This is a genomic window from Winogradskyella thalassocola (assembly GCF_900099995.1).
GTDB lineage: Bacteria > Bacteroidota > Bacteroidia > Flavobacteriales > Flavobacteriaceae > Winogradskyella > Winogradskyella thalassocola.
The window spans coordinates 17242-33436 of sequence record NZ_FNCZ01000008.1 but is presented as its reverse complement, the minus strand read 5'-3'; the positions used below and the strand labels follow the sequence as shown (position 1 = coordinate 33436).

The 16195-nt window shown below is 32.8% G+C and carries 17 protein-coding genes; 9 read left to right on the top strand and 8 right to left on the bottom strand.

Going from position 1 to position 16195, the window contains the following annotated elements:
- Positions 1-16 precede the first annotated feature (16 nt).
- From ligA to BLT80_RS15790, 4 genes are read right to left on the bottom strand one after another with little or no spacing between them, the layout of a single operon-like run.
- Positions 17-2011, bottom strand: a complete 1995-nt coding sequence (ligA, locus tag BLT80_RS15805; RefSeq protein ID WP_092469740.1) for an NAD-dependent DNA ligase LigA — start codon at positions 2009-2011, stop codon at positions 17-19.
- 2 nt (positions 2012-2013) lie between these two features.
- Positions 2014-2685, bottom strand: a complete 672-nt coding sequence (locus BLT80_RS15800) for a hypothetical protein (protein ID WP_092469738.1) — start codon at positions 2683-2685, stop codon at positions 2014-2016.
- Position 2686: 1 nt separating this feature from the next.
- A complete protein-coding gene (prmC, locus tag BLT80_RS15795; RefSeq protein ID WP_092469736.1) occupies positions 2687-3583 on the bottom strand; it encodes a peptide chain release factor N(5)-glutamine methyltransferase in 897 nt (298 codons plus the stop codon).
- A 2-nt stretch (positions 3584-3585) separates the two neighbouring features.
- Positions 3586-4077, bottom strand: coding sequence for a GNAT family N-acetyltransferase (locus tag BLT80_RS15790; protein WP_092469734.1), 492 nt, complete (start codon positions 4075-4077; stop codon positions 3586-3588).
- A gap of 69 nt (positions 4078-4146) precedes the next feature.
- On the opposite strand from BLT80_RS15790, the gene BLT80_RS15785 reads away from it, so the two are divergent.
- The 4 genes from BLT80_RS15785 to BLT80_RS15770 are packed head-to-tail and all read left to right on the top strand — an operon-like array spanning position 4147 to position 7093.
- Positions 4147-4587, top strand: a complete 441-nt coding sequence (locus BLT80_RS15785) for an LEA type 2 family protein (protein WP_245710280.1) — start codon at positions 4147-4149, stop codon at positions 4585-4587.
- A complete protein-coding gene (gene ribD, locus BLT80_RS15780; RefSeq protein ID WP_092469730.1) occupies positions 4588-5598 on the top strand; it encodes a bifunctional diaminohydroxyphosphoribosylaminopyrimidine deaminase/5-amino-6-(5-phosphoribosylamino)uracil reductase RibD in 1011 nt (336 codons plus the stop codon).
- Positions 5599-5633: 35 nt separating this feature from the next.
- Complete coding sequence (locus BLT80_RS15775; protein ID WP_092469728.1) at positions 5634-6245, top strand: HAD family hydrolase; 612 nt, start codon at positions 5634-5636, stop codon at positions 6243-6245.
- Positions 6242-7093 carry an EamA family transporter gene (locus BLT80_RS15770; RefSeq protein ID WP_092469726.1) on the top strand — a complete coding sequence of 284 codons (852 nt, stop codon included), beginning with the start codon at positions 6242-6244 and terminating at the stop codon, positions 7091-7093. Before BLT80_RS15775 ends, BLT80_RS15770 begins: the two co-directional genes overlap by 4 nt.
- A gap of 94 nt (positions 7094-7187) precedes the next feature.
- Here the strand turns inward: BLT80_RS15770 and BLT80_RS15765 are convergent, their stop codons facing one another.
- On the bottom strand, positions 7188-8780 hold the full coding sequence (locus tag BLT80_RS15765; RefSeq protein WP_092469724.1) for an aryl-sulfate sulfotransferase: 1593 nt from the start codon (positions 8778-8780) through the stop codon (positions 7188-7190).
- Between the two features lie 240 nt (positions 8781-9020).
- Here BLT80_RS15765 and BLT80_RS15760 point away from each other — a divergent pair, with 240 nt between their 5' ends.
- Positions 9021-9626, top strand: a complete 606-nt coding sequence (locus BLT80_RS15760) for an IMPACT family protein (RefSeq protein ID WP_092469722.1) — start codon at positions 9021-9023, stop codon at positions 9624-9626.
- On the opposite strand, the gene BLT80_RS15755 is transcribed toward BLT80_RS15760, so the two are convergent.
- Positions 9621-10028 carry an acyl-CoA thioesterase gene (locus tag BLT80_RS15755; protein ID WP_092469720.1) on the bottom strand — a complete coding sequence of 136 codons (408 nt, stop codon included), beginning with the start codon at positions 10026-10028 and terminating at the stop codon, positions 9621-9623. The two genes, BLT80_RS15760 and BLT80_RS15755, sit on opposite strands and share 6 nt — an antisense overlap.
- Before the next feature lie 199 nt (positions 10029-10227).
- Here BLT80_RS15755 and dnaA point away from each other — a divergent pair, with 199 nt between their 5' ends.
- From dnaA to BLT80_RS15735, 4 genes are all read left to right on the top strand, one after another.
- A complete protein-coding gene (dnaA, locus tag BLT80_RS15750) occupies positions 10228-11655 on the top strand; it encodes a chromosomal replication initiator protein DnaA (RefSeq protein ID WP_092469718.1) in 1428 nt (475 codons plus the stop codon).
- A 13-nt stretch (positions 11656-11668) separates the two neighbouring features.
- Complete coding sequence (locus BLT80_RS15745; protein WP_092469716.1) at positions 11669-12124, top strand: low molecular weight protein-tyrosine-phosphatase; 456 nt, start codon at positions 11669-11671, stop codon at positions 12122-12124.
- Positions 12125-12191: 67 nt separating this feature from the next.
- Entirely contained in the window at positions 12192-13613 is a 1422-nt protein-coding gene (locus tag BLT80_RS15740) for a PQQ-dependent sugar dehydrogenase (RefSeq protein ID WP_092469714.1), read from the top strand.
- Positions 13613-14329, top strand: coding sequence for an SAM-dependent methyltransferase (locus BLT80_RS15735; protein WP_092469712.1), 717 nt, complete (start codon positions 13613-13615; stop codon positions 14327-14329). The genes BLT80_RS15740 and BLT80_RS15735 overlap by 1 nt, the downstream gene beginning before the upstream one ends.
- 182 nt (positions 14330-14511) lie before the next feature.
- Here BLT80_RS15735 and BLT80_RS15730 read toward each other — a convergent pair whose 3' ends face one another.
- Both BLT80_RS15730 and BLT80_RS15725 read right to left on the bottom strand, forming a co-directional pair.
- Positions 14512-15168, bottom strand: coding sequence for a peptidoglycan-binding protein LysM (locus BLT80_RS15730; protein WP_092469961.1), 657 nt, complete (start codon positions 15166-15168; stop codon positions 14512-14514).
- Positions 15169-15286: 118 nt separating this feature from the next.
- Entirely contained in the window at positions 15287-16192 is a 906-nt protein-coding gene (locus tag BLT80_RS15725; RefSeq protein ID WP_175455628.1) for a DUF2279 domain-containing protein, read from the bottom strand.
- Between the last annotated feature and the right edge of the window lie 3 nt (positions 16193-16195).

Below are 16195 nucleotides of genomic sequence, written 5' to 3'. Positions count from 1 at the left end.
GTTTTTGCGTAGGAAATTACTTCAAACCATCTAAAAAGGCTTCTTCGGTGAGTATTTCAATATTTAAATTTTCGGCTTTTGTTCGTTTACTTGGCCCCATTTTATCACCTGCAACGACATAAGATGTTTTAGAAGAGATAGATGACGACACTTTTCCTCCGTTATCTTCAATAAGCTTCTTAAGTTCGTTTCTAGAAATGGATTCAAAAACACCTGATACCACAATAGATAATCCTTTTAGCTTATCTGTCTGATTTGCTAACTTCTCAGCAGAGATTTCTAATTGTACACCAAAAGATTTTAGACGTTCTATAATTCGTTTGTTTTCCTCAGAGGAGAAAAACTCAACAACACTTTCTGCAATCCGCTCTCCTATTTCGTCCACAGTAACCAAATCTAATAGTGATGCAAACATTAACGCATCAATCGATTTATAATGCTTCGCTAATTTCTTAGCTACGGTTTCACCAACATATCGAATTCCTAATCCGAATAGTACACGTTCAAACGGAATTTGTTTTGAGTTTTCAATACCATTAATCAAATTCTCAGCACTTTTTGCAGCCATACGTTCAAGCGGAATAACTTGCTCAACGGTTAATTCATATAAATCAGAATAATTATTAATTAATCCTTCTTTAACCAATAAAGCGACTGTTTCACCACCCAAACCATCAATATCCATTGCCTTTCTAGAAATATAATGTTGAATTCGCCCAACCACTTGAGGTGGACAAGCCGAATAATTAGGACAATAATGCTTAGCCTCCCCTTCTAGCCTAACTAATTCTGTTTTACATTCGGGACATTCTGTAATATATTGTGTTGGTACAGAATTCTCAGGACGCTTAGATAAATCTACAGCAATGATTTTTGGGATGATCTCTCCTCCTTTTTCTACATACACTTCGTCACCTTCTCTAATGTCTAACTTTTCTATTTGATCTGCATTGTGAAGTGAAGCTCGTTTTACAATTGTACCCGCTAATTGTACAGGCTCTAGATTGGCAACGGGTGTAATGGCGCCTGTTCGTCCGACCTGGTAAGTGATTTCGTTTAATCGCGTAGACACTTGTTCGGCTTTAAACTTATATGCCATTGCCCAACGCGGTGCTTTAGCTGTAAACCCTAATTCATCTTGTTGGTATAAATTATTCACCTTAACTACTACGCCATCAATCTCGTATGGTAAGTTGTGTCTGTTTTCATCCCAATAATTAATGTACTCTAAAACGTCGTCGATAGAATTTACCAATTTTGCTTCTTGTGGTACTTTAAAACCCCAAGCTCTAGCTTTTTCTAAACCTTCAAATTGCGATGTGATATTAAGATTGTTCCCTACTATACTATATAATAAACATTCTAAAGGACGTTTTGCGACTTCTGAGCTGTCTTGCAGTTTTAAACTTCCTGAAGCTGTATTTCTAGGATTTTTATAAGGTTCTTCATCATTTTCAATACGCTCTTCATTCATTTTTAAGAAGCCAGCGATAGGCAACACAATTTCACCTCTAATATCAAATCGTTCTGGGAAATCACCTTTTAATTGAAGCGGAACTGTATTAATGGTTTTTATATTTGCGGTTACTTCATCACCTTGCACACCATCTCCACGAGTTACGGCTCTTAATAATTTACCCTTTTCATAAGTTAAACTTATAGATGCACCATCGTATTTTAATTCGCATGTATAACTAACCTCACCATCAACCATTTTTTTGACGCGGGTTTCCCAATCCAATAAATCTTCTTTAGAATAGGAATTATCTAGAGAGTACATTCTAGAATCATGAACCGTCGTTTTAAAATTCTTGGTAATGGCTCCTCCTACACGTTGTGTTGGTGAATTAGCATCGAAAAACTCAGGGTGAGCTTCTTCTAAAGCTTGAAGCTCTTTGAGTTTTATGTCGAATTCATAATCACTAATTGTTGCTTCATCTAAGATGTAATAATTGTAGTTATGTTGACGTATTTCTTCTCTGAGCGATTCTATTTGTTGTTTTGTATTCATTTCTAAGGAATGTAAATTATTCGCTTTATGTTTAATTCTTCATCAATAAAAAAAGTGACCACATAGCCTAAATAGCCATCACTGTTTCCCATTGTAATAATAATTTCTTTATCATAATAATACGCCTCCGTTAAATCGAAATTTGGCTCGTATAAGTCTTCATAATAACGTTTATCGATTTCAACATAGTTGTTACTTAAATCTAAGTATATTTTAGAAATATAGGTGTTCGGAACATCTTCTGCACCTATAACATTGTGATTATCTATTTGAATAATGTTTAAACTATCACTGTCGTAAGTGAGTTTTGATTTCGTTTTTTCAAACTTAGATTTACGGATTACAACTTCAATATTTTTGGTATATAAACTAATAGAATCTGAATTACCTCTTTTAAGAAAAGGTTCGTAATCGAAGCTGTAATCTAAACTTGAATCACTTTCTAAAAAGTCAAACCCAACAATAGTATCTGTTACTATTTCTGAATTATAAAGTTTAATATGGTAAAATCTTTCTTTTAATTCTTGAAGTTTTTGTTTTACCAATTCGTCTTCCTTATTTATAGTTGTAAGCGTATCGATTTTAATGTCATACTCAACCTCAATAACATCCTCTTTTTTCTCTTTACAAGAAAAACAAAGCACTAAAATCAAAAAGACAATCAAAACTCTCATACTATATCTTTTCACCTTTCAACATCCTATAATTCCCATTTAAATCTTTTAGCAACTCAATATGTTCAAAATTAGCATCCACTAATAATTGTTTAGTTTCCTCACCAAGATATTGATTAATTTCAAAGTATAAACTCCCTTTTGATTTTAGCTTTTTAATAGCGAAGTTGGTAATAGCTTTATAAAACAATAATGGATTGTCATCCTCTACAAATAATGCTAAGTGTGGTTCATTATCTAGAACGTTGGATTGTATTTCTTGTTTTTCTAATTCTCTTACATATGGCGGATTAGACACCACAATATCAAATTCTAAATTTTCAAAATATAAATTCCAAGTGGACGCGATTAAAATATTTGCTTCAATAAAGGTTATTTCTACGTTATTTGATTTTGCGTTTTGGGTTGCTACTTTTAAAGCTTCCTTACTTACGTCTAAAGCATACACTTTTGCATTTGGTAAATTTTTAGCCAGCGAAATTGCGATACAACCAGAACCTGTTCCTATATCTAGGATTTTAATTTGAGATTCTTCGCGCAGCCTGTCTTGAGCGCAGTCGAAAGGCTCAGATTGACATCGAATTATCATATCCACTAGTTCTTCTGTTTCTTGTCTTGGAATCAAAACATTCGCATTCACTTTAAATGGTAATCCGTAGAACTCTGTGTCTCCCAGTATATATTGTATGGGTTTTTGTTGTTTTAAATCTTCTAAGGTTTTAAAAAACGTATCTGTTTCAGATGTTGTAATTGTAAATTCGGGCTCTAATGTCAACTGTATTCTCGGAACGTTTAAATAATGTTCCGTGCACAAGTAGAAAAAACTATTTACCTCGTCTTCACCGTAAATAACATCTAATTCTTTATGAAATATAATTTGAAGGTCTTTTAATAACATAATTACAAATCTTTAAGCATCCAGACTGTGCATGAATAATGCCCCGTATTTCCCATTGGCTTCTCTAAACTTTTAAAACCTACTTTTCGGTAAAGTTTACGCGCATCTTCCATATATGGCAAGGTTTCTAAATAGCATTGCGTAAAACCAGCTTGTTTAGCAAAGTCTAGGCATTTTTTCATCATTTCAGATCCTAAGCCTTTACCTCTAGCTTCTGGCATAAAATACATTTTCTGTAATTCGCACACACTGCCTTCGTAATTATCTAATGGAGAAATTCCTGCTCCACCAATGATGTCATTACCATTTTCGACCACGAAATAGGCTTTCTGAGATGGACTATACGTTTCTGTCATACAATCTAAAGCAACATCTTCATATGCCGTACCAACTTTTGGTACTCCCATTTCTATTAAAACTGAACGAATTGCCTTTGCAATTTTAGGATTATCCTTGGCTTCAATTTCTCGAATAACAATAGTATCTTTACGCACTAAATTCTCTTTTTTTTAGTCAAAACCAAAAATACATATAAAAACAATTTTATGTTTAAAAGACTCTTAATGTTTTCCCTAACTTTTACATTACTTTTCAACTGTTCTTTCACAAAAAAACCAGAGTTTGTTAGGTTAGAGGATTTTGAGGTTATTGACTCTAATTCTAAAAACATAACGATTAGAGCGGAAGCTTTATTTCTAAACAAAAATGATGTAGGAGGTACTTTAAAAACAGATGACCTTAAAGTTTATATTAATGAATTAGAGCTCGCATCTGTAGTTTCAGAAGAATTTGATGTCCCTAAACGTGAGAAGTTTACTATTCCGTTGACTATTAAGGTTGAAACCGATAGTTTTACAAATAATAAAAATCTCGGAAGCCTATTAGGAAGTTTAATTTCGCAAAGCCTAAAGGTGCATATTAAAGGGAATATAAAGTATAAGATTATGGGATATTCGTCAACATATTCGGTAGATGAAATTCAAGATGTAAAAATAAAGTTCTAATTGACTAACCACGATATTTATATAACACGCTGTTTGCAAATTGCCAAAAACGGATTGGGAACCACAAGACCAAATCCTATGGTTGGTGCTGTTATTGTTTATAACGACACTATTATTGGAGAAGGTTTTACAAGCGCGTATGGAGGCAACCATGCCGAAGTTAATGCAATACATTCTGTGAAAGACAAAGCGCTTTTATCAAAAAGCACTATCTACGTTACGTTAGAACCTTGCAGTCATTATGGAAAAACACCTCCTTGTAGCGATTTAATTATTTCATATAAAATTCAGAATGTGGTTATTGGATGTGTTGATGATAATCCGGAAGTCGCAGGAAAAGGCATCGCTAAACTTAAAGCTTCGGGATGTAATGTTACCGTTGGTATATTGGAAGCGGAATGCAAAGCACATCACAAACGTTTTTTTACATTTCACAATAAAAAGCGTCCTTATATCATATTGAAATGGGCTGAAACTTATGATGGTTTTATTGCTCCGATGAAGAAGGACGAGAAAAAGCCGGTTTGGATCACAAATACATATTCGCGACAACTAGTACATAAATGGAGAGCAGAAGAACAAGCCTTTTTAGTAGGGACTAATACCGTTATTGAGGACAACCCGAGTTTAACAGTTAGAGATTGGACAGGAGAAAACCCAATTAGAGTGGTTATAGATAAGAATTCGAAGTTGCATTCTGATTATACTATTTTTAATGATGACGCAAAAACAATACGACTTACAAATAAAGATATTGATTTCGATAAACCGATAGCCATTCAAATTGCAGATTTATTATTCAAACAAAACATCAACTCCATTATTATTGAAGGAGGAGCAAAAACACTCCAAACTTTTATTGATGAAAACCTTTGGGATGAAGCGAGAGTTTTTATCGGCAATACAGAATTTAAAGAAGGCATAACAGCACCAGAACTTAACGGACTATTAATTTCAGAAGACAAAATTTTAAACGATACGCTTAAGATATTAAGACCTCACAGGTCATAAAACCCTTTAAGGCCTCAAAACGACACTACATAAAAATGATTAAAACACTAATTTTCGACTTTGGAGATGTATTTATCAACTTAGATAAACCAGGCGCGATGCAAAATGCTCTAGATGTATTTAAACTAGAGACTTTTGAAGCTGACATGATTAAAACCAATGAACTTTATGAAGTTGGAAAAATTTCAACTTCAGAATTTATTCAATTTTATAAAACTAAATTTCCTCATGTTAGTGAAGCAGTACTTATCGATGCTTGGAATTTTATTATAAAAGATTTTCCTAATCACAGATTAGATTTTATTAAAAATTTAGCTATCCAAAAAGAATACAAACTCATATTATTAAGTAACACCAATAATATGCATATCAATTTTATTAAGCAGAACGTTTCATTTTACGAAGAATTTAAAGCTTGCTTTGATGTCTTTTATTTATCTCAAGAAATTCAGCTTAGAAAACCAAATACAGATATATTTGAATTTGTTTTATCCGAGAACAATCTAAAACCAAAAGAATGTCTTTTTATAGACGACACAAAGGACAATACAGATACAGCTGCTATAATGGGCTTTAAAACTTGGAATATTGACGAAACAAAAGAGGATGTTATAACTCTTTTTGAAACTAAAAAAGAGCTCTTTTGATTTATCTAATCCTTAGTATTCTATCATCTACCGGAATTTTTGTATTATTTAAACTTTATGACAAGTATAAAGTTAATACACTTCAAGCTATTGTTGTAAACTATATAACGGCCTGCACCGTTGGGTTATTTTATTATAATGGAGAGGTTGTCTTTTCAGAAATAACACAAGCTAAATGGTTCTATGCAGCACTTGGCTTAGGATTTCTGTTTATAGCAATATTTAATGTTATGGCATTAACCGCTCAAAAAAATGGTCTTTCCGTTGCTTCTGTCGCTAGTAAAATGAGTGTTATAATCCCTATTGTATTTGGCATATATGTTTATAACGAAAGTATTGGCACTCAGAAAATCATTGGTATTATACTAGCATTATTCGCAGTCTATCTAACTTCTTTAAAAGTAAAAGAAGATAAAGTAGTAACGCACTCAATTTATTTACCTATCCTGCTATTCTTGGGATCAGGAATTATAGATACATCTATTAATCATTTTGCCCCAGATGATAATATACCTTTGTTTTCAGCAACCATATTTGCTGTTTCAGCAATTATTGGGTTTATTATTTTAAGCTTAAAATCAGTAAAACAAAAGAATAACTTTGATTTAAAAAGTATACCCTTTGGAATTGCTCTGGGTATTGTTAATTATTATTCCATCTATTTTCTTTTGAAAGCCCTACGTGTAGATGGCTTTGAGAGCTCTTCAATATTTACAATCAATAATGTAATTATTGTAGCAGTTTCAACACTAATAGGCTTGTTACTATTTAAAGAACGTATTTCAAAGAAAAATTGGATTGGTATTTTAATCGCTATAGTCTCTATTATTCTAGTCACGTTAACATAATAGAAACCAAAGACAATTAAAAAAAAACCCTAATTATACCGCTTTAATAATAAGAACAGCAAATTATACTTTTTTTGAACACAGTAATGTTGTCCTAATTTTTTGTGATTTTAATGATCCTAGAATTTTCGTTAGCTGAAATTTTAATGAGGTATAAACCGTCTGCTAAATTTTCTAAATTTATAAATTCAGAATCTGTTTTGCTCAATACCGTTTTCCCTGATAAATCATAGACCTCAATCTCATTGATCAGTAGGTTAAAATTCAAGAGGTCTTTTGTAGGATTAGGATACACATTTAAACCCACTAAATAAGAATCATCAACAGACAACTCCCCTGAATCTATACATTCTTCAGAAATTAAATTTACATCTTCAATAATTCCGGTATTATTAAAAACCACATTATCAAAACCACTGTAATCTCCAGAATATCTATGCGCTCTAAAAGAACCATTGCCTATTGGAGATTCAAACTGATTGAAATCAGAATTATTACTAACCGGAATCATGTAAACCCATATTACATTTCCTGAACTATCAATTTCTGAAAGTCTTCCGATATCGGATTCATTAATTAAAGCATTTCCATTAGACATAATTTGCACACCACATTGCGCTCCTCCATGCATAACTTCATTCATAATGGTACCATCCCAAGACCAAAAATAACTTTGTGGCAAAAACTTACCTGAACTTAAACTATAAACACCATCCGTAGCGTTTGGATCAATGATGTGAACAGAAGAAGCGGATAGATTACTACCATAGCCATCATTACTAAACACGGACAACTTACCTTGGTTAGGTCCTTCAGTAATCCACTTAATATCATGCTGTCTACCAAGCTTCTGATCAGAAGCTGTTCCCTGATTATATACTTGAGGATTTCCCCATCTCCATAAAAATCCACCCCCTTTATTATACAGACCTCCACTATTAGTAGATGCTTGATATGTTGTTGTACTATGATCAATAATGAACACTTCGCTTAAGTGCCTAGATGAAATTGCTATTTGATCTAATTCTGCATTGTAGTCAATAGCGTTAACATGTATAGGATTAGACCCTTGACCACCATCATAATTAAGATTCCATAAATGAGGTTTTGAAGAGATTACACCATAATTAGATTTAGAACTATCATAATCCTGTACTAAATGATCAAATAACTTCCATTCCCATACTATATTAGCAGAATTTGTACCTACAGGTTCAATTTCTAAAATTTTATCAAGAACCATGGTGTCCAGATTATACGAAGGATCTAAACCTTCTTCCAATAAATCCACTTTACTATATACATCTCTCACCAATACTAAATAATTACCATTGGGTAGTGGCTCAATATCATGGTGAATTGAAGTCCCAAGGAAATCCTGATAGTTAATACTCCAAATTAAATTGTCGTCCCAATCTTTAATTTCGGTGGTTAGTTCACTACCGACTAAAAGATTACCATTCTCTAAGAGATAACCGTTTCTACTATCAAGACTATCAAACTCCCATTGATTTACAACTTCACCACAATTATTAATTAGAAATACCCTATTATCAGAAGAAGGATTAAATAAGGTATATCCATTAGACTTTATTTCGGTGTCATCATTAAAAATTAAGCCAACCGTTTCTTGAGCTTTTATTAAATTAAAGCTGATTATTACAATTAAAAATAGAATTTTCTTCATGTCTTTTTTTTAACAAATATAATTAATAATATAAGATATTTATTTCGACAATTGCTCTGTTAACAAATCACTATACATATACACCCCTTAAATAATAACAAAAATATTTAAGAGTTACTAATGCCCAGTTGAATTGTTTTAAGGTTTAAGATAATACCTTTAGTTTTGTTATTATAGAAAACTAAGTCTTTCTAATTTATAAATAGAAACTCTATAGGTTTATTTTTACAAATTAACATTATGGAAATCGACACATATAAAACAATTACAAAACAAGCACAAGGCGAATTGTTTAAGGACAAGAATAGCAAATTCTACGGTTTTACTTTTCCGGTAACAAATGAAGAACAGATAAAACAACATATCGAAGACTTAAAAAAAGAACATTATGCCGCTAGGCATTGGTGCTATGCTTATCAAATAGGAACTGAAACCATTCAATATAGAGCCAATGACGATGGAGAACCTAATAACTCTGCCGGAATGCCTATTTATGGTCAAATTCAATCTTTTGAAGTCACCAACATTCTAATCGTAGTGATTAGATACTATGGAGGAGTAAAGCTTGGTGCAGGTGGTTTAATAAACGCCTACAGAACAGGAGCACAATTAGCCTTAGAAGCTTCAAAAATTGTTGAACGCACCATAAATCAAAAATTTCAACTCAATTTCGAATATAAAAATATGAGTAAAGTGATGCGTTTATTAAAAGAAAATGATGTTGAAATTATAAATCAGACTTTAGAACTCGATTGTTTGCTAGAAATATCTGTCAGAAAAAACAACAGTCCCAAAGTATTTGAACTATTCAGTCAATTTTTTGGAGTCGAAATCAAAGAATTATAACGAATAATTTCGCAGTTTGTCTAAAAGATATTTTGGACAACGCGTAGGTCTATTCTTTTCCATGTTAATAAAAGCTAAAATTGTACTACCAGTAGCTAATAAAACGTCAGATTCATTTCTTAATTCATATTCAAATTCAATAGAAGCTGTGGGCAATTTTTTTAATGTAGTTTTTACTTTAAGCACATCATCATAACGTGCTGAATTTTTGTAATTTATAGTTAAAGAAACTACAGGCAACATAATTCCATCTGCCTCCATCCCGCTATAACTCAGCCCAAACTCGCGTAACCACTCTGTTCTACCCACTTCAAAATACACTGCATAATTCCCATGATACACAACTCCCATCTGGTCAGTCTCTCCGTAGCGTACTCTAATACTTGTTTCATTATAATTCATATATAAATGGTTTGATTAAGAAAAAATTTTGTAAATTTCAATGTTTTAAACATGAGGAAAAAATTCTAAATATTCAATGTTATTTGATTTTTTTATTAAGAATTTTGTTCACATATTTGTCCTGTTGAAAACTACTAGAGAATTCCAATTCTCTTTTTTTTTGCTAATATAACTAACAACGAAAAACCTAACTTAACGAATGGAGATCACAGCGCAATCTGTATGGAGTAATTGTCTCGCTTTTATAAAAGATAATATACAACCACAAGCCTATAAAACTTGGTTTGAACCTATAGATGCTGTTAAACTTTCGGGTAATGCATTGAGCATTCAAGTTCCAAGTAAATTTTTCTACGAATGGTTAGAAGAGCATTATGTAAAAATATTAAAGGTTTCACTAACAAAAGAGTTAGGTGCAGATGCTAAATTGGTGTACGTTATTAAAATGGAAAACACCTATGGCAACAAGCAACCTTTTACAGAAAAGATTCCAAGCGCAAACCGCTCGGCTTTAAAATCTCAAGATGTAGATGTCCCTTTTAATAATAAAAGCCCTGAACTTAGAAATCCATTTATAATTCCTGGAATTAGAAATGTAAAAATCGAATCGCAACTTAATCCAAGTTATAGTTTTGAAAATTTCTTAGAAGGTGACTCTAACCGTTTAGCAAGAAATGCAGGAATTGCAGTTGCTAACAAACCAGGAGGCACATCTTTTAATCCGCTTTTAATTTTTGGTGGTGTTGGTTTAGGAAAAACACATTTAGCACACGCTATTGGTGTTGATATTAAAGATAAATATCCTGAAAAAACAGTTTTATATATTTCTGCTGAAAAATTCACACAACAATATATAGACTCCGTAAAAAAGAATAATAGAAACGATTTTATTCATTTCTATCAAATTATAGATGTTCTAATTATAGATGATGTACAGTTCTTATCTGGTAAAACAGGTACGCAAGATGTCTTCTTTCATATATTCAATCACTTACACCAAAACGGAAAGCAAGTTATTTTAACAAGTGACAAAGCTCCTGTAGACATGCAAGATATTGAACAACGCCTATTATCGCGTTTTAAATGGGGACTTTCTGCAGAATTACAAACGCCTGATTTTGAAACTAGAGTTTCTATTCTAAAAAATAAACTTTACAGAGACGGTGTTGAAATGCAAGATGACATTATAGAATATGTTGCTAAGCATATTAAAACTAATGTTAGAGAGCTTGAAGGTGCCATTATTTCACTAATAGCGCAATCGTCTTTCAACAAAAAAGAAATTACAATTAATCTTGCAAAAGATATTGTAGAGAAGTTTGTTAAGAATACGAAGCGTGAAGTTTCTATTGACTACATTCAAAAAGTGGTTTCCGATTACTTTCAAATGGATGTTAACACACTTCAATCTAAAACACGTAAACGTCACATTGTTCAAGCACGTCAATTAGCCATGTTTTTCGCTAAAAAATACACAAAAGCATCTTTAGCTAGTATTGGTTCTCAAATTGGACAACGCGACCATGCCACTGTATTACATGCCTGTAAAACTGTAGATAATTTATCTTCAACAGATAAGCAATTCAGAAAATACGTTGAAGACTTATCTAAAAAATTAGCCCTTTAATTACATTTTTAGTATGACTCGTATCTTAATGGTGTGCTTAGGTAACATTTGCCGTTCGCCATTAGCTCATGGCATCATGCAATCTAAACTTCCTGAAGACCTTTTCTATATTGATTCTGCTGGTACAGCTGCTTATCATATTGGCAATGCACCCGATAAACGCTCCATTTCTGTTGCTAAACAAAATGGTTTAGATATTAGCGCTCAAAATGCCAGACAATTTAAAGTGTCCGATTTTGATACTTTTGATTTTATTTACGTCATGGATCAATCTAACTATAATGACATTATTCATTTAGCTAGAAACGCGGAGGATATAAACAAAGTAGAACTGTTTCTTGAAGGCAATACTTTGATTGAAAACAAAAATATGCCAGATCCTTATTACGGAGGCCAAGACGGTTTTGAGTATGTTTTTAATCTTATAAATGAAACGTGTGACATATTGATTAAGAAACTAATTGACTAATACTTAACCTTTTCAACTCTAATAGACGTCATTTTTTGTAAATTAGTACCTTAACTATTCGTAAATTATGAAATCTACTACAGCGTTTTTATTTACAGCATTCTTATTCATTACGTATTCTTATGCTCAAGAACTAGAGTTGGAACTGATTACTTCTAATTTAAACAATCCCGTTAATATTAAACACGCAGGTGATGACAGGCTCTTTATAGTAGAGCAAGGAGGTGTCATAAAAATAATTGATGCTTCTGGCGCATTACAAGAGACACCATTTTTAGATATTAATGATCTTGTAATTAACTCTGGAAATGAAAGAGGCCTACTCGGCTTGGCTTTTCATCCCGATTATGCAACCAATGGCTATTTTTTTATAAACTACATCAATAATTCAGGAGATACTGTAATTTCAAGGTTTACAACGGACTCAACAAATCCTGAAGTCGCAGATCCTGATTCTGAATCCGTAATCATTTCTTACGACCAACCGTATTCAAACCACAATGGTGGAGATTTAGCATTTGGGTCTGACGGTTATCTTTATATATCTTCTGGTGATGGTGGCTCTGGAGGAGATCCTGAAAACCGCTCACAAAATAAATTAAGCTTATTAGGCAAAATCTTACGGTTAAATATTGATATTCCAACTGAGACTGAAAACTACAGTATACCAGCGGATAATCCATTTATTGAAGATTCTAATGCAAGACACGAAATTTGGGCTTACGGACTAAGAAATCCTTGGAAATTTTCTTTTGATCGTTTAAATGGCGATCAATGGATAGCGGATGTTGGACAAGGCACCTACGAAGAAATCAACAAAGTTTCTACTGAAAACGCAGCAACAGGGCTAAACTATGGTTGGAGATGCTACGAAGGCAATGAGCCTTATGACACTACTGGTTGTGCAGATCAAAGTACTTTTACTTTTCCTATTGATGGTTATAACCATTTTGGTGATGGAGAACCTAAATGCTCAATTACTGGCGGCTATAGATATAGAGGCACCCAATATCCGAATCTTTATGGTTGGTATTTTTTTGCTGACTTTTGCAGTCAGGAAATTGGATATTTGATTTATGATGAAACTAATGACGTTTGGAATAAAAGCTTTAAGCAATTTTCTGGACAATGGTCGGCATTTGGTGAAGATGTGAATGGTGAAATTTATGTTTCAGATCTCGCTGAAGGTAAAATTTATAAACTTACAGACACTACTTTGAGTAGTAATGATCTTTTGTTATCAGAGATAACGGTTTACCCGAATCCCACAAAAAACAATTTTCATATTAATTTTGGTACCAATAATAATTCAGATTTATTAACTGACATATCTATTTACGACATACACGGTAAAAAGGTAAAATCGATTAATCGTACTGGAGAAATTATACAAACTGTTAATACCATAGAATTATCTAGCGGAATTTATATTTTAAATATAAATATTGAAAACGGAAAACAAAGCACACATAAACTAGTTATACATTAATGAGCAACACCAAAGGAAAATTATATCTTATACCTACACGATTAGGTGATAATCCACCATTAGAAGTTTTACCTATTTCAATTAAAAAAATTGTTGAGGATATTGATTTTTACATTGTTGAAAACGAAAAGACAGCACGTCGTTTTATAAAACGTATTTCACCTGGTAAATCACAACCCTCACTAAAGCTTCAAGTCCTTAATAAATATACTACCGAAGCTGAACGTAATACCTTTTTAAACCCTTGTTTAGAAGGAGTGTCAATCGGTTTACTTTCTGAAGCTGGTTGTCCGGCAATTGCAGATCCAGGAGCAGATATTGCGGCTTTAGCGCATCAAATGGATATTAAAGTCGTACCCCTTGTTGGTCCGTCGTCAATATTACTGGCCTTAATGGCTTCAGGAATGAATGGGCAAAGTTTTACTTTTAATGGTTATTTACCAATTGATAAAACTGAACGAAAAGCAAAACTAAAGACTTTAGAACGTTTATCTTCTGACCATAACCAGTCACAGATTTTTATTGAAACTCCTTATAGAAATATGAAAATGCTCGAAGACTTAACGAGTATACTTCACCCTAGCACAAGAGTTTGTGTCGCATGCGATTTAACGTTACCCAGTGAGTTTATAAAAACAAAAACAGCAAACGATTGGAAACACAATAAAGAAGATCTTCAAAAAAGACCTGCTATATTTATTATTCAGAAAGATTAAATTAGTTACGTCAAGTTACTAAACCATTCTTTAAAGGTTCTATGTGACTTGGCAGAATAACTAAGTTGCAATATGTTTTAGCCAAATGTATAGAGCAGAAAAGAGTTAAACAAAAAACTTAAATCGAAAGACAGACCTATACAATACCTTAATAACTCCAATTTAAACAGTAAATGAATAATTTATAAAGTAACTCTAGCCTTCTTATCTGGGGCAATCATAGACGTGTCATAACCTGAAAACTTTTTCATATAGTACCTCACAGAAGAACCATAAGCATCCGAAAGATTATGACCTCCATAGCTACGTAAAAATTTCTTCACATTTCCTGGACCAGCTAAGTGTGCTGCTGCTAATATACCCGATTCAGTAATTTTAACACCTGAAATATGCTTCCCTTCAAAACGTTTAATGTCTTTTCTAAGCACCCATTTATTACGTTCCGCATTTGCTATAAACGCTTTTTCTTGTAATTCTGGATTATACAAAAATTGATTAGGCGTATATATACCTATTAATTTTAAGGTTTCTGCACCAAACTGATATTTACCTAAATACCCTAGAGTATTAACTGTAAAATAATCTCCTCCAGATTCTTTAAAAGCTAAAGCTTCCTTAAAGCCTTCAAAAGATTTACCTAAATACGGAGTAAACATATTGTACTTAACAGCATGGTCTTTAGAAACCATAGCAAAATCTTCAGAAATATTATAGTTGAGTTCTAATCCTTCCGTAGAATACGACTCAGGATTGAGAGATGAACTTGGATACAAGGCTAATGCCATAAGTACACAAATTGAAAATGGTATTACTATATTCTTAACGCTACTTTTAATCATAACAGCTAAATTTTTACAGTAAAATAGTTCCCCAAAACTATCATACAAAATTCGCGTGCAAATATACGACATTTTTTCAATTACTGAAAATCAACCGATTAAGTGTTAATTTTTTAACTTAAAAGTAGATATAGTGCCATTTTATCCGACCATTGCCGTTCATTTCTAGTGTCGGAAATGGCACCTTAATAACGTTAAAAACGTCAAATAATGTTTTTAGGAAGTGAGAATTTGTTTCAATTCGGGTTAAATCAATATCCAAACTTAAGTAATATTGACGTGTTCTATTTTGGTTTAAAAATAGCGGATCTTGAGCTTCACCAGTTAACATCCCTTCTGCACCATACCCAAAAGCGACGTTCAACCAATTAGGAATCGATTCTGTTTTTAAAAATGAATTGATATTTGCACTTAACCAATACGTTTGTCCATTATAATCTTTTAAAAACTCTTCTGCCAAACCACTACCTAGCTTATTTGGTCGTTGCTTTGCGAATGATGTTCTATGAAACGAATACTTTAGTACAATACGTTGTTCTTCCCAAAGTAACTCTTGTCCAACATGTAATCCTGTTCCTGCTGTATTGGCTGCCATATCTGACCAAGAAAATCCCCATTCTTCAGAAAACCCGTCCATAATTTCAACAGCCGTTAAAAAGCCTAGACCTAGTGTAGAACCATAAAGTAATTGATCTTTTTTACTAACTCCAGCCCAGTTTAGCGTGTTAGCACCTAGCCTACCTAATTGATATGAAGAAAACGCATGTCCTAATTTATCCATTTGCAGCCACTCTCCACTATCGTTCAAGGTTTTAAAATTTGAACGTGGATAATCGGCATACCATAATTGATTTAATCCAACTAAGGTTGTTGTCGCTAATGCAGCTTCAGAAATTACAACGGCATTTCTACGCGATGCGTTTAACGTATCGCTAGGCTTTAAAAAATTATTGAGTTTAGATTGTGAAAAAACCGACGCATTTGCCAAAAAGATAACTATAATATAGACAAAAGCTCGCTTCAAATC

Excerpts from the sequence above, each read along its gene's own strand:
- ligA (WP_092469740.1), bottom strand. The coding sequence starts at position 2,011 with ATGAATACAAAACAACAAATAGAATCGCTCAGAGAAGAAATACGTCAA.
- BLT80_RS15800 (WP_092469738.1), bottom strand. The coding sequence starts at position 2,685 with ATGAGAGTTTTGATTGTCTTTTTGATTTTAGTGCTTTGTTTTTCTTGT.
- prmC (WP_092469736.1), bottom strand. The coding sequence starts at position 3,583 with ATGTTATTAAAAGACCTTCAAATTATATTTCATAAAGAATTAGATGTT.
- BLT80_RS15785 (WP_245710280.1), top strand. The coding sequence starts at position 4,147 with ATGTTTTCCCTAACTTTTACATTACTTTTCAACTGTTCTTTCACAAAA.
- BLT80_RS15775 (WP_092469728.1), top strand. The coding sequence starts at position 5,634 with ATGATTAAAACACTAATTTTCGACTTTGGAGATGTATTTATCAACTTA.
- BLT80_RS15765 (WP_092469724.1), bottom strand. The coding sequence starts at position 8,780 with ATGAAGAAAATTCTATTTTTAATTGTAATAATCAGCTTTAATTTAATA.
- BLT80_RS15760 (WP_092469722.1), top strand. The coding sequence starts at position 9,021 with ATGGAAATCGACACATATAAAACAATTACAAAACAAGCACAAGGCGAA.
- BLT80_RS15755 (WP_092469720.1), bottom strand. The coding sequence starts at position 10,028 with ATGAATTATAATGAAACAAGTATTAGAGTACGCTACGGAGAGACTGAC.
- dnaA (WP_092469718.1), top strand. The coding sequence starts at position 10,228 with ATGGAGATCACAGCGCAATCTGTATGGAGTAATTGTCTCGCTTTTATA.
- BLT80_RS15745 (WP_092469716.1), top strand. The coding sequence starts at position 11,669 with ATGACTCGTATCTTAATGGTGTGCTTAGGTAACATTTGCCGTTCGCCA.
- BLT80_RS15740 (WP_092469714.1), top strand. The coding sequence starts at position 12,192 with ATGAAATCTACTACAGCGTTTTTATTTACAGCATTCTTATTCATTACG.
- BLT80_RS15735 (WP_092469712.1), top strand. The coding sequence starts at position 13,613 with ATGAGCAACACCAAAGGAAAATTATATCTTATACCTACACGATTAGGT.
- BLT80_RS15730 (WP_092469961.1), bottom strand. The coding sequence starts at position 15,168 with ATGATTAAAAGTAGCGTTAAGAATATAGTAATACCATTTTCAATTTGT.